12 protein-coding genes are annotated in these 13,295 nt (G+C 65.5%); 5 read left to right on the top strand and 7 right to left on the bottom strand.

Annotated features, from left to right (window positions below):
* Positions 1–38 precede the first annotated feature (38 nt).
* Complete coding sequence (locus WT97_RS30770) at positions 39–713, bottom strand: HAD family hydrolase (RefSeq protein ID WP_060355010.1); 675 nt, start codon at positions 711–713, stop codon at positions 39–41.
* 199 nt (positions 714–912) lie between these two features.
* On the opposite strand from WT97_RS30770, the gene WT97_RS30765 reads away from it, so the two are divergent.
* Positions 913–2,097 (top strand): sugar transporter, encoded by a 1,185-nt coding sequence (locus WT97_RS30765; protein ID WP_060355009.1) that lies wholly within the window; start codon positions 913–915, stop codon positions 2,095–2,097.
* On the opposite strand, the gene WT97_RS30760 is transcribed toward WT97_RS30765, so the two are convergent.
* From WT97_RS30760 to WT97_RS34415, 6 genes are all read right to left on the bottom strand, one after another.
* Positions 2,094–3,284: a helix-turn-helix domain-containing protein gene (locus WT97_RS30760; protein WP_257128582.1), complete on the bottom strand. Its 1,191-nt coding sequence runs from the start codon at positions 3,282–3,284 to the stop codon at positions 2,094–2,096. The genes WT97_RS30765 and WT97_RS30760 overlap by 4 nt on opposite strands.
* Positions 3,285–3,451: 167 nt before the next feature.
* On the bottom strand, positions 3,452–4,579 hold the full coding sequence (locus WT97_RS30755; protein ID WP_059794194.1) for an NAD(P)-dependent alcohol dehydrogenase: 1,128 nt from the start codon (positions 4,577–4,579) through the stop codon (positions 3,452–3,454).
* A gap of 14 nt (positions 4,580–4,593) precedes the next feature.
* A complete protein-coding gene (locus WT97_RS30750; protein WP_060355008.1) occupies positions 4,594–6,063 on the bottom strand; it encodes a benzaldehyde dehydrogenase in 1,470 nt (489 codons plus the stop codon).
* Between the two features lie 390 nt (positions 6,064–6,453).
* Positions 6,454–7,005 (bottom strand): GNAT family N-acetyltransferase, encoded by a 552-nt coding sequence (locus WT97_RS30745; protein WP_060355007.1) that lies wholly within the window; start codon positions 7,003–7,005, stop codon positions 6,454–6,456.
* A gap of 45 nt (positions 7,006–7,050) precedes the next feature.
* The gene (locus WT97_RS30740; protein ID WP_257128581.1) at positions 7,051–7,755 is read right to left on the bottom strand and encodes a class I SAM-dependent methyltransferase; all 705 of its coding nucleotides are present in this window, start codon (positions 7,753–7,755) and stop codon (positions 7,051–7,053) included.
* 227 nt (positions 7,756–7,982) lie between these two features.
* Entirely contained in the window at positions 7,983–8,630 is a 648-nt protein-coding gene (locus WT97_RS34415) for a hypothetical protein (RefSeq protein ID WP_156440343.1), read from the bottom strand.
* A 542-nt stretch (positions 8,631–9,172) separates the two neighbouring features.
* Here WT97_RS34415 and WT97_RS30735 point away from each other — a divergent pair.
* The 4 genes from WT97_RS30735 to benB all read left to right on the top strand — a co-directional run bounded on the left by WT97_RS30735 (position 9,173) and on the right by benB (position 13,263).
* Entirely contained in the window at positions 9,173–10,309 is a 1,137-nt protein-coding gene (locus WT97_RS30735) for a muconate/chloromuconate family cycloisomerase (protein WP_060355006.1), read from the top strand.
* Positions 10,310–10,360: 51 nt separating this feature from the next.
* On the top strand, positions 10,361–11,302 hold the full coding sequence (gene catA / locus WT97_RS30730) for a catechol 1,2-dioxygenase (protein ID WP_060355005.1): 942 nt from the start codon (positions 10,361–10,363) through the stop codon (positions 11,300–11,302).
* Between the two features lie 117 nt (positions 11,303–11,419).
* Positions 11,420–12,778, top strand: a complete 1,359-nt coding sequence (locus WT97_RS30725) for a Rieske 2Fe-2S domain-containing protein (protein ID WP_060355048.1) — start codon at positions 11,420–11,422, stop codon at positions 12,776–12,778.
* Entirely contained in the window at positions 12,775–13,263 is a 489-nt protein-coding gene (gene benB / locus WT97_RS30720; protein ID WP_060355004.1) for a benzoate 1,2-dioxygenase small subunit, read from the top strand. Before WT97_RS30725 ends, benB begins: the two co-directional genes overlap by 4 nt.
* Positions 13,264–13,295: the final 32 nt, after the last annotated feature.

Genomic DNA, 13,295 nt, shown 5'->3' with positions numbered 1-13,295 from the left:
GGTGGGCCGGTTGCCGACGTCGACACGCCGCCCGCCGCTCAGGGCCGCGCCGCCACCTCGTCGAGGTGCCACAGCAGGTCCGCCGGATCGTCGTACACGCGCAGCGCACCGGCGCGTTCCAGTTCGTCGCTGCCATACCCGCCCGACAGCAGGCCGACGCCGAGCGCGCGGCAGCGGGCGGCGGCGAGCATGTCCCAGATGCTGTCGCCGACCACCACCGTATGCTCGATCGGCACGTTCAGCTTCGCGGCAGCGGTCAGGAACAGGTCCGGGTCCGGCTTCGCATACTTCACCTGATCGCGCGTGACGACCACGTTCTTCGCCGGATCGACGCCGAGCGCCTCGAGATTGATCGCCGCGGTTTCCATCCGCCCGCTGGTCGCGATCGCCCAGCGGATGCCCGCATTCGACAGCGCGGCCAGCAGCTCGCGCGCGCCCGGCAGCGGCCGGACCTGTGCGCGCAGGCGCTGGTATGCGGTCGCATGCAGCCGGGCGAGCCGCTCGACGCGCGCCGCGTCGATGTCGCCGGCCGTCTCGCGCAGCAACTGATTCAGGAACAGGCCGCCGCTCATCCCGATCTTGCGGTGGATGCGCCATACCGACAGCTCGATGCCTTCGGCGTCGAGCGCTTCTTTCCACGCGAGTACGTGCTGATAGACGCTGTCGACGAGCGTGCCGTCGAGATCGAACAGAAATGACGTTTCAATACGCATGCGAATCTCCTGGCCCGGTAGCGTTCGGGCAAATCGTCGGCAAAACACGGTTCGTTACATTATCGGCGCGCAGCCGTGTCACCGCCATGTCCCGCGTGGCACGCGCCGCGCCCGCGGCAGCGTGTCGAACAGCGCTGGTACAATCGCGCCGATGCGCCGGGCGGGCCGCCCGCGCACCCAACCTTCGCCGAATTCCCGTATGGCAACCCCCGACGCCGTCAGTTCCGAACAATCGTGGTGGGGCGTTCTGGCCCTGGCACTCGCCGCTTTCATCTTCAATACCACCGAATTCGTGCCCGTCGCGCTGCTGAGCGCGATCGGCGACAGCCTGCAGATGCAGCCGACCGCGGTCGGCCTGATGCTGACGGTCTACGCATGGGCCGTTGCCGTCGTATCGCTGCCGCTGACGTTCGTCACGCGTCACGTCGAGCGCCGCAAGCTGTTGAGCGTCGCGCTGCTGGTGTTCGTCGGCAGCCACGTCGTGACCGGCGTCGCGTGGAATTTCACGGTGCTGATGATCGGCCGGCTCGGCATCGCATGCGCGCATGCGGTGTTCTGGTCGATTTCGGTCCCGCTCGCCGTGCGGCTCGCGCCGAGCGACCGCAAAAGCCGTGCGCTCAGCCTGCTCGCGATGGGCTCGGCGATCGCGATGGTGGCCGGGATTCCGCTCGGCCGCGTGATCGGCGAGGCGTTCGGCTGGCGCGTCACGTTCCTGATCATCGCGGGCGCGGCGGGCGTCGCGTTGCTGCTGCTGCGCGCCACGTTGCCGTTGCTGCCGAGCCAGGGCGCAGGCTCGCTGAGCAGCATCGGGGTGTTCCTGCGCAAGCCGGCGCTCGTCGCGCTGTACGCGATCACCGTGCTCGTCGTGTCCGCGCACTTCACGTCGTACACGTACATCGAACCGTTCGTGCAGAGCGTCAACCATGCGAGCAGCAGCCGGATCACTTACGTGCTGATCCTGTTCGGCGTTGCCGGCCTGCCGGCCGCGGTCTGCTTCAATCGCCTCTATCCGCACCGTCCCGACGATTTCCTGCTGGCGTCGATCGTCGCGCTGTCGGGCTGCCTGCTGATCCTGTTCCCGTGCGCGCTGAACATCGTCACGCTGTCCGTGCACACGCTGGCGTGGGGCGGCGCGATCGTCTGTTTCGGGCTGGCGATGCAGGCGTGGGTGCTGAAGCTGGCGCCGGAGGCGACCGACCTGGCCGTATCGATCTATTCCGGGCTGTACAACGTCGGCATCGGCGCTGGCGCGCTGCTCGGCAACCATATCGCGGGCGACTTCGGGCTGCCGTGGATCGGCACCTTCGGCGGCGTGGTCGCGATCTTCGCGGCCGGAATCGCATGGCTCGCGTTGCGGCTGCATGAGCGGCGGGCAGCAGCTTAGGGCTTCGTCCCGAACCGCCGATGCGGCCCGTCGGGCCGGATCCCCGCCGTATCGAGCTGCCGAAGTTTCGCGTACAGCGTCGTGCGCGAAATGCCGAGTTGCCGCGCGGCCGCCGACACGTTGCCGTCGTGCTCGTCGAGCGCCCGGCGGATCGCATCGAGCGACTGCTCGTGCAGGCTCGCCTGCGGACCGGCGGCCGGCGCTACGTTGCATACATTCGCGGCGTCTTCGAGCACGTCGGCCTGACGCGCGAGCGTCGCGCGATCGAGCGGCGCACGCACGGTGCGCACCCATACGTGGCTACCGTCGTCGCGCGCGATCCGCTGCGGCGTGCGCGACGGCGTCAGCAAGCGCCGCTGCTGCGCGGGCGTCGCACCGGGAAACAGCTGCCGGAGATCGTACGGCCCGAGCGGCCCTTCCGGCGCGAGATCGAGCATGCGGCGCGCCAGCCGGCTCACCGCGCGCACGCGGCCCGCTGCGTCGAGCGCGACGACGCCGGCGAGCGGCGTGCCGAGCCAGCGCGCGTCGTGCTGAACCTGCAGCAGATGGCAGTCGCGCAGCATCGCATAGAGCCGCTGCTCGGCGGACAGCGACGCGTGCCGGAACGACTCGCGCAACTGCGCGACATTGCGCCGGCCGACGCCGGTGATGTCCAGCGCACCGATCACTTCGCCGTCGAAGCCGACCAGCGGCACCGCGAGACAGAACACCCGCGAAAACGCGTCGAGATAGTGCTGCGCGCCCGCGACGACGGTCTCGGCGCCGTCGTGGATCACGCAGCTCGGGGCGGTCGTGCCGATGTTCGGTTCGACGATCCGGCGTCCAGTGACGATCGGCGTGAGCAGCGCGTCGTCGCATTGCGGGCTGCGCCGTACATGGACGATCGTGCCGTGCGGATTGACGCACATGATCGCCCATTCGTTGCCGCCGAATGCGGCCCACAGCGGCTCGATTTCCTGCGCGACGCAGCGGGTCAGCCGCCGGTCCGCGCGCGATTCGTCGAGCTCGCGCTGCATTTCGTAGCGGGCGGTTTGCCACGGCCGCAGCCCGGCGTCGCGCGAACGCACCCACGAGCGCGCGACGCTGGCCGGCAAGGCCGCTTCCGGCAGCGGCTCGCCCGCGGCGAAGCGGGCGCGGAGCCGGTCGAGGTCGACTGGCCGAGAAAGGGATTCGGGGGCTGGCTTCACGCTGCGCTCCAGTGGGGTCGATGTCCGGGCCGGGTGTTGCCGGCCCGGCGTGTCGCGCGAATGCGTAATATAGCCCGGTGCCCGAAGCCGGGTATTTTCGTTCCCGGCAAGGGCGCCCGCCGCATGACGCCGATCGGCGTCGGCGGGCGGCCGGCGGTGCCCCGCACCTAGTGCGGCAAACGCAGGATCGGCTTGAGCGTGCTCCCGTCGCTGCTGTCCGCCGCCGCCTGGTTGATCTGGTCGAGCGGATAGAACTTCACCAGCCGGTCGAACGGAAACCGCCCTTGCAGGTGCAGTTGCACGAGCTGCGGGATGAACGTCTGCGGCACGCTGTCGCCTTCGACGATGCCGCGGATCGTGTGGCCGCCGAGCAGCAGGCTGTTCACGTCGAATTCGGCCTTCGTGCCGAGCTTCGGCGCGCCGACCACGCCCATCGTGCCGCGCGAACCGAGCGCTTCGATCCCTTGCGACAGCACGGCTGGCAGCCCGGTCGATTCGAGCGCGAAGTCGGCGCCGCCGCCGGTGATCTCGCGGATCGCGTCGACGACGTCGACTTCCCGACTGTCGATCGCGTGCGTCGCGCCCAGCTCGAGCGCCAGCGCGAGCCGCGACGGCACGATGTCGACGGCGATGATCGTCGTCGCGCCCGCGATGCGCGCGGCCATCACGGCGCTCATGCCGACCGCGCCCGCGCCGAAGCTCGCGAAGCTGCTGCCCGGGCGCACCGCGAGCGAATGGATCACCGCGCCGGCGCCGGTCTGGATCCCGCAGCCGAGCGGGCCGAGCAGCTCGAGCGGCGCTTCCTTCGGCACCTTGATCGCGTTGTTCTCGCGCGCGAGCGCGTAGCTCGCGAACGACGACTGCGCGAAGAAATGATCGTGCAGCGGTTGCCCGGCTTCGTCCCGGATCGCGGTTTGCCCATCGGCGTCGGCGCCGCCGAAATTCAGCGCGAAGAACTGCCGGCAATACGCGCCGTGACCGCCGACGCACGACGCGCAGTGGCCGCACGCGCCGTAGGTCAGCACGACGTGATCGCCCGCGGCGAGCGTCTTCACGTTCGGGCCGACCGCCTCGACCACCCCGGCGCCTTCGTGACCGAGCACGGCCGGCAGCGGCACCGGATAGTACTGATCGCGCACGATCAGGTCGGTATGGCACAAGCCGGTCGCGACGACGCGCACCAGCACCTCGTCGCCGCGCGGCGCGCGGATCCGGGCCGCTTCGATCGAGAACGGCGCGCCGGCGGCGCGCGCGACGGCCGCGGTGACGGCGCGTGTATCGTGTTCGGTGTACATGGTCGGTCTCCTCGTCAAATCGGATACAGCGGCGCTTCGCCCTTGATCGTCAGCCACTGCCACTGCGTGAATTCTTCCCAGTTTGCCGCACCGCCGATGCTCGAGCCATTGCCCGACGCGCCGACGCCGCCGAACGGGTTGATCGCCTCGTCGTTGACGGTCTGGTCGTTGATGTGCAGCAGCCCCGTGTTCAAGCGCTCGCCGATCCGCAGCGCGTGACCGACGTCGGCCGACAGGATCGCCATCGACAGCCCGTATTCGGTCCGGTTCGCGAGCGCGATCGCGTCTTCGTCGGTATCGAACGGCACGACGACTGCCACCGGCCCGAAAATCTCCTCGTCGAATGCCGGATTACCCGGCGCGACGCCGCTCAGTACCGTCGGTTCGAAGAACAGGCCGCGATGGCCGCCGCCCGTCTCGACGCGTGCGCCCGCACGGCGCGCCGCATCGACCAGGTTCGCGGCATGGTCACGTTGCGCGGCGTTGATCAGCGGGCCGAGGCCGACGTCGCCGGCGGCGGGGTCGCCGACGCGCAGGCTCCGGGCCTTCTCGACGAGCTTCGCGACGAAGCGATCGTGAATCGCGCGCTGCACGAGCACGCGGCCGGTCGCCATGCAGATCTGGCCTTGATGCAGGTACGCGCCCCATGCGGTGTTGGCGATCGCGCGGTCGAGATCGGCATCGTCGAGCACGATCAGCGAGTTCTTGCCGCCGAGTTCGAGCGACACCTTCTTCAGGTGACGGCCCGCCGCTTCGCCGACCTTGCGCCCGGCCGCGGTGGAGCCGGTGAACTGGATCATCGCGACGTGCGGATCGGCGACCAGCGCCGCGCCGGCCGCGCCGTCGCCGGGCAGCACGTGCAGCACGCCTTCGGGCAAGCCGGCGAGCTCGAACACGCGCGCGATCGCGACGCCGCCGCATACGGCGGTGCGCGGATCGGGCTTGAGCACGACCGCGTTGCCGAGTGCGAGCGCGGATGCCACCGCACGCATCGCGAGGTACAGCGGGAAGTTGAACGGCGAGATCACGCCGACCACGCCGCGCGGGCGGCGGCGCGCGAGCGACAGCCGGCCGGCTGCGGACGGCAGCACTTCGCCGGCTGCGCGTGATGGCAGCCCGGCTGCTTCGTGGAGCGCCTTGATCGTGACCGACGTTTCGAACGCCGCCTTCGCACGCGTCGAGCCGCTTTCGCGCACGAGCCAGTCGACGATTGCGTCGAAGTGCGTTTGCGCGACGGCCGCCGCGCGGCGCAGGACCGCTGCGCGTTCGTCGTAGGGCAGGGCGAACCATGCGGGCTGGGTGCGGTGGGCGGCGGCCGATGCTTCGGCGATGGCCGCGCCGTCGGCAAGACCGATGCGGCCGAGCGTGTTGCCGGTCGCCGGTTCGATCACGTCGGCCGCGTGCGGGCTCGTGTGCCAGCGTCCGGTGAAGGTCTTGCCGCGCCAGACGTCGGGGTCGAATAGGGCGGGGGTGTTGTTATCCATTTGCGCTCCTGGGAAATTCGGATCGGCCGGGGCGGGGTTTTGCTTGGGTGCTGGCCGGCATGCGCGGGAGGGTAGGCGGGGGTGGAGAGGCAGGGCTATCCGGGTTTCTTCCCACGCGCGGAGGGCGCGTGGATTGGGAGGTGTTTGCGATTATGTGTGCGGAAACTGAACAGTTGCTGTGGGAGGCTTTGCCGCATGCTGTCGGATGACACGCCGATATCGTTGTGCAGTACGGCCTATGCCGCGTCTGAAGGCTCGGCGCGCAGCTGGGCCGAGCCAGACGTTCGCTCTTCATGCTTCTTCGGAGCGGCGGTTGCCGACCCGTTACGGTCATCCGATTTGCTCCGAAGCGGCCGCTCACTGTCGGACTTGCGGCCAGTGAGCGGTTTGCTAGATGCCACGCCGGAATTCTTCACGTAACAACGAGAACTGTAGGAGATCATGATACGAGCCACGCCAGTACCCGGCCTGACGCTGGTACCCTTCACGGAGGAAGCCCAGCGTCTCCAGCGTGTGTATCGAGGATGCGTTTTGAACGTGAACCTGGGCTTCGACGCGGTTTATCTGCATAGTTTCAAAACCGTAATCGATCGCAGCAGAAAGCGCTTCCTTCATATATCCGTTGCCACGCGCAAACGGGGCCAGTTCATAGCCGACGACGCAGCTTCGCCAACTTCGATTCCATCGGAAGAGACCGCACGTACCGAGGAAAAGACCATCTGTAAGCCTCTCGATGGCCCAGCGGACGCCAGAGTTATTGTGCCGCCAGTCTGCGAATACTTGAATCAGTTTTTCGGCCTCCCCGATATCGGTCATTGGGTCAGTACCGAACCAGCGCATGCCTTCGGCATCGCCATGGACAGCAAACACCGATGGCGCGTCGCCGGGCAAAAGCTCCCGCAATGACAGCCGCGAAGTTGACAGGGTTGGAAACGTGGTCATTGGACTTGGATTGGGGGTGGGGAGCTAATGATCGCATGCCATAAATCAGCAACTGTGCCGATGGGTATCCAGCATGTCCAACCACAGCTGCTCGGGTGTAGGCGTCCAGTCGATTTCGATGTCTTCAAAAGCCACATCAACAAAATCGGACTTTAGTAGTTCTTGCCAACCCGCTTCACTGCGTGTGCGCGCGTCACCGAGTCGCAACTCCGTAAGCTGAGCCTTCGCGATTGGCTTGAAGATGTCCAAAAAGACTTCGCCGACCTTGCCAGTCAAAAAGCTCCGCCCGACGATAGCAGAAAAGCTGCCGCCGTTACACAATACCCGGCGAATCTCTCGAACAACTTGTTCGATATCGTCCATCAACATGAGAGCCATGTGCGACAGCACGTAGTCTACCGAGCCGCTATCGAGCGACATTTCTTGTGCACGCTCGTTGAGCAACCGTATTTCGTGCGGCAATAATCCCCGAGCCACGCTTAACTCGCCATCGCTGATGTCTATGCCAATTAGCTTCGTTGCTGCATGTCCCCTGTCGTTCAGAATTTGCAGCAATGGCCCATCACCACATGCCAGATCGAGCACAGTCCGCGACATCGCTTCATTCGGTACACGATTCGCCAGTGCGTGATAGGAAGAGGGATATGCTGCCTGCGCAGATCGTGCAGGTCGATTACCGTAGGCTCGACGCGTTGCTCCTGCCCGGCGGCGGTGAAAATCTTTCAAATATATTTCTGCATACGAGGTCATTCTTGCGCCATTCGATTGTTCGCTAGTTGGGAGCACTCGTGACTCTGGAGCCTGAACTCCAGGCGGATTGTCGACGAACCAGACCACGATGTCGAACGTCTCAAAATGGCCGACATCTGCCCGACTCCGGTCGGCCGGACCCGACTCGAAGCAGTCATCGGGCTATCCCGGAAGCAGCCGTTCGCGGGACGCAGAGCAGCGACTGGAGCAATCGTGGCTCCCATGTCTTACGAGCTACGCGTTCCTCCATTAAGCTGGCTCAAAGAACCCCAGATATAGAAAGTCGGGATGCGCCGCCGAACCCCCAAACGATAGATGCCGATGCCGCTCGTGAGATGGCGATCACCTAGGTGCGGGGCCTGCAATTGCCACGCGTTCCATAGAACTTCTGATTCACTGAACGCATAGCCGTCCTGCGCATAGCATACCGTTGGCGGCTTCTGGCTGCCCTTTGGACCGAAAGGCGCGAGGTAGATCGCTGATGTTTTTAGAAGCGAAGCATCATCACTCGGGTTTTGATGGCCTCGTGCTTGGGCGATCTGTTGAGCCAGTTGCGATAGAGAATCGGGCCTTTGGTCATACCAGTTCAACGATTCGAGCTGCGCGTAGGCCAAGGGAAGATCTGGCCTGTGAATGCTAGCCTCGAGCTCAGTGTATTCATCGGTTCGCAGATAATGCGCTCGTGACAAGAACAAGGTGCGTCGCACGCGGTAGTAGCTAAAGGTGCCGGACAGGCTCTCCATGCCCCAGGCTTGCTTGTGCGGCCACCAAGCGTCATACATGACCGTATCTGCATCAAACGCGATCACGCGAATAGGATGCTCTGTCCAGTCCGTTTGGAAAACAGCACCAGGTTCAAGTGGAGGGTAGTTCATGTATGACTAGGCACCTCACACGGTTTCGTGACTGGGAGTGGCCAAAGACCTATACGCAATTGTCAACGATCTGGACGTTGAAGTCGACCGACCGTTTGTGGCCGATAGCTGCCGTCGACTTCTGACGAACGATCAGAATCGGCGACGAAGAGCGATACCCGCCTATCCACTTCCTTCCTGTCGTTCGCAGAAACCGAAACCAAAGAAACCGAACGCCGGCGCGTCCCGCTCCACCGCTTTCCCATCAGGAAAACCCTGATCGACCTAGGCCGGCCGCCGATTCCAGCCGATTTTCCCGCTGCAGAAAGCAACCGCGTCGCGCCCCCACCAAGCGATATCCCGCACCCCCGCGACCCCGCTCCAGCAAGCCTTCCAGCCCGTATACATAGCCAAATCAGGTATGGTGCAACGCAATATTCCACATGTTGACCGCGATTTCCATACCCATTAGGTATCAAAAATCCCGACCAAAAGTATTGGACGCTCCATTTCCCCGCCGCGTATAAATCCGTCCCATGAACTCCCCCCACGCAGCGTGCCCCATGTCCTCCGCCACCGTCGAACGCATCGAAACCCGCCTCGTCGATCTGCCGACGATCCGTCCGCACAAGCTGTCGGTGGCCACGATGCACGGCCAGACGCTGATGCTCGTGAAGGTGTTCTGCAGCGACGGCGCGATCGGTATCGGCGAAGGCACGACGATCGCCGGGATGGCCTACGGCCCGGAAAGCCCGGAAGCGATGAAGCTCGCGATCGACGCGTACCTCGCGCCGGCGATCGTCGGCAAGGACGCGACGCGCGTCCAGACGCTGATGGCGTTCGTCGGCAAGCTCGCGAAGGTCAACCACTTCGCGAAGAGCGCGCTCGAAACCGCGCTGCTCGACGCGCACGGCAAGCGGCTCGGCGTGCCGGTCAGCGAATTGCTCGGCGGGCGTCGCCGCGATCGCCTGCCGGTCGCGTGGACGCTCGCGTCGGGCGACACGGCCACCGACATCGCCGAAGCACAACGGATGCTCGACCTGCGCCGCCACAACGTATTCAAGCTGAAGATCGGCGCGAAAGCGCCGGAAACGGATATCCGCCACGTCGCCGAGATCAAGAAGGCGCTCGGCGAGCGCGCGTCGGTGCGCGTCGACGTGAACATGGCGTGGAGCGAAACGCAGGCCGCCCGCGCGATTCCGGCGCTCGCCGATGCGGGCTGCGAGCTGGTCGAGCAGCCGGTGGCGTCCGCGGCGGCGCTGGCGCGCCTGATGCGCCGCTTCCCCGTCGCGCTGATGGCCGATGAAATCCTGCAAGGCCCCGACAGCGCGTTCGAGATCGCGAAGCATCACGGCGCGGACGTGTTCGCGATCAAGATCGAACAAAGCGGCGGCCTGTTCGCCGCGCAGCGCGTGGCCGCGATCGCGGACGCGGCCGGCATCGAGCTGTACGGCGGCACGATGCTCGAAGGTGCGTTCAGCACGGTGGCGTCCGCGCACCTGTTCGCGAGTGTCGCGAACCTGCAGTGGGGCACCGAGCTGTTCGGGCCGCTGCTGATCACCGAAGAAATCCTGACGCAGCCGCTGGACTACAGCGACTTCGAACTGACCGTGCCGGACGGCCCCGGTCTCGGCATCGCGCTCGACGAGGACAAGGTCAGGCGCTTCACCCGCGACGGGCTGACGAAAGTCGTGCGGTAACCGAGTCAGACAAAGACCGTCATTCCCCCAAATACACGTGGAGACAGCATCATGAGCGTCAAAGTTTTCGATACCCGGGAAGTGCAGGACCTGCTGAAGGCCGCGTCGAACGCGGGCGCGAACGGCACGAAGGGCGACGCGCGCACGCAGCAGATCGTGCTGCGCCTGCTCGGCGACCTGTTCAAGGCGATCGACGATCTCGACATCACGCCCGACGAAGTCTGGGCCGGCGTGAACTACCTGAACAAGCTTGGTCAGGATGGCGAAGCAGCGCTGCTTGCGGCCGGCCTTGGTCTTGAGAAATATCTCGACATCCGGATGGACGCCGAGGATGAAGCGATCGGGCTGAGCGGCGGCACGCCGCGCACGATCGAAGGGCCGCTGTACGTGGCCGGCGCACCGGTGCGCGAAGGCGTCGCGAAGATCGACCTCGATGCCGACGACGGCGCAGGCCCGCTCGTGATCCACGGCACGGTCACGGGCCTCGACGGCAAGCCGGTGGCCGGCGCGCTCGTCGAGTGCTGGCACGCGAACTCGCATGGCTTCTACTCGCACTTCGACCCGACGGGTGCGCAGAGCGATTTCAACCTGCGCGGCGCGGTGAGGACGGGTGCGGACGGCAAATACGAAATCCGCACGCTGATGCCGGTCGGCTACGGCTGCCCGCCGCAAGGCGCGACGCAGCAACTGCTCGACCGTCTCGGCCGCCACGGCAACCGCCCGGCGCACGTGCACTTCTTCGTCGACGGTCCCGGTCACCGCAAGCTGACGACGCAGTTCAACATCGACGGCGATCCGCTGATCTGGGATGACTTCGCGTATGCGACGCGCGAGGAGCTGATTCCGCCGGTGGTCGCCAGGACCGGCGGCACGGCGCTCGGCATGAAAGCCGATGCGTACCAGGACATCGAGTTCAACTTCGTGTTGACGCCGCTGGTGCAGGGCCGGGACAACCAGATCGTCGAACGCCCGCGCGCTTCCGCCGCGGCATAACCGCCGGCGGCTCGGGCGGCGCGCGTGCGCCGCCGCTGCCGGCCGGTCCCCCGAGATTCAACCGATACCGATGCGAGCGTGCTTGCAGGACGCGGCACGCGCATGGAAGGAGCCATCATGTCTGCCACGATCGACCACACCGACACACTGGATCACCTGCTCGAAACCGCCGTGCAGGATGACAAGGAGGCCGGCATCTTCCGCTGCCGCCGCGACATCTTCACGAACGCGGAACTGTACGAGCTCGAGATGAAGCACATCTTCGAGGGCAACTGGGTGTATCTGGCGCACGAAAGCCAGATTCCGGACAACAACGATTACTACACGACGTGGATCGGCCGCCAGCCGGTCGTCATCACGCGCGACAAGACCGGCGAGCTGCACGCGGTCATCAATGCGTGTGCGCACAAGGGCGCGATGCTGTGCCGCCTCAAGCACGGCAACAAGGGCAGCTTCACGTGCCCGTTCCACGGCTGGACCTTCTCGAACACCGGCAAGCTGCTGAAGGTGAAGGACGAGAAGACGACCGAGTATCCGGTGCAGTTCAACACGCACGGCTCCCACGACCTGAAGAAGGTCGCGCGCTTCGCGAACTATCGCGGCTTCCTGTTCGGCAGCCTCAATGCGGACGTCCTGCCGCTCGAGGATTATCTCGGCGAAGCGCGCGTGATCATCGACCAGATCGTCGACCAGGCGCCGAACGGGCTCGAAGTGCTGCGCGGCAACTCGTCCTACATCTACGAAGGCAACTGGAAGATGCAGATGGAGAACGGCTGCGACGGCTATCACGTCAGCACCGTGCACTGGAACTATGCGGCGACGATGGGCCGTCGCAAGGAAGACGGCACCAAGGCCGTCGATGCGAACAGCTGGAGCAAGTCGGTCGCGGGCGTGTACGGCTTCGACCACGGCCACATCCTGCTGTGGACCCGGACGATGAACCCGGAAGTGCGGCCCGTGTACCGGCACCGCGACGAAATCCGTGCGCGCGTCGGCGACGTGCGGGCCGATTTCATCGTGAACCAGACGCGCAACCTGTGCGTGTACCCGAACGTGTTCCTGATGGACCAGTTCAGCACGCAGATTCGCGTGGTGCGGCCGCTCGGCGTCGACAGGACCGAGGTCACGATCTTCTGCTTCGCGCCGAAGGGCGAGAGTGAAGCTGATCGCACGACGCGGATTCGCCAGTACGAGGATTTCTTCAACGTGACCGGCATGGGCACGGCCGACGATCTCGAGGAGTTCCGCGCGTGCCAGGCAGGCTATGCGGGCATCACGGCGATGTGGAACGACCTGTCGCGCGGCGCGCCGCTGTGGATCGCCGGGCCGGACGAGAACGCGAGAAGGATGGGGCTGAACCCGCGCATTTCCGGCGAGCGCAGCGAGGACGAAGGGCTGTTCGTGTGCCAGCACGAACACTGGGTGAACGTGATGCGCGATGCGCTGAAGAAGGAACGCGGGGAGGTGGCGGCATGAGCTTCGATTACCGGACGATTTGCGCGGCGCTGTATCGCGAAGCGCGCCTGCTCGACGATCGCGCGTGGGACGAGTGGCTGACCTGTTACGCCGAGGACGTCACGTACTGGATGCCTGCGTGGGACGACGACGATCGCCCGACCGACGATCCGACCAGCCAGATCTCGCTGATGTACTACGCGGATCGCGGCGGTCTAGAGGATCGCGTGTTCCGGATCAAGACCGAGCGCAGCGGCGCATCGACACCCGAGCCGCGCACCAGCCACAACGTGACGAACGTCGAGGTGCTGGCCGAGCGCGATGGCGAGGTGGACGTGCGCTACAACTTTCACACGCTGAACCACCGTTACCGCGTGACCGATCACTTCTTCGGCACGATATTCGTCACGTTGCGCAAGGTGGGCGACGCGCTGCTGATCTCGAACAAGAAGATCGTGCTGAAGAACGACTACATCCGGCAGGTGCTCGACGTGTACCACGTCTGACGCCGATCGTTTCGACAGGAAGGAAAGGGAGG

The sequence above is a fragment of the Burkholderia sp. MSMB1459WGS genome (assembly GCF_001534535.1).
GTDB lineage: Bacteria > Pseudomonadota > Gammaproteobacteria > Burkholderiales > Burkholderiaceae > Burkholderia.
This window is presented reverse-complemented; position numbering and strand designations above follow the sequence as displayed.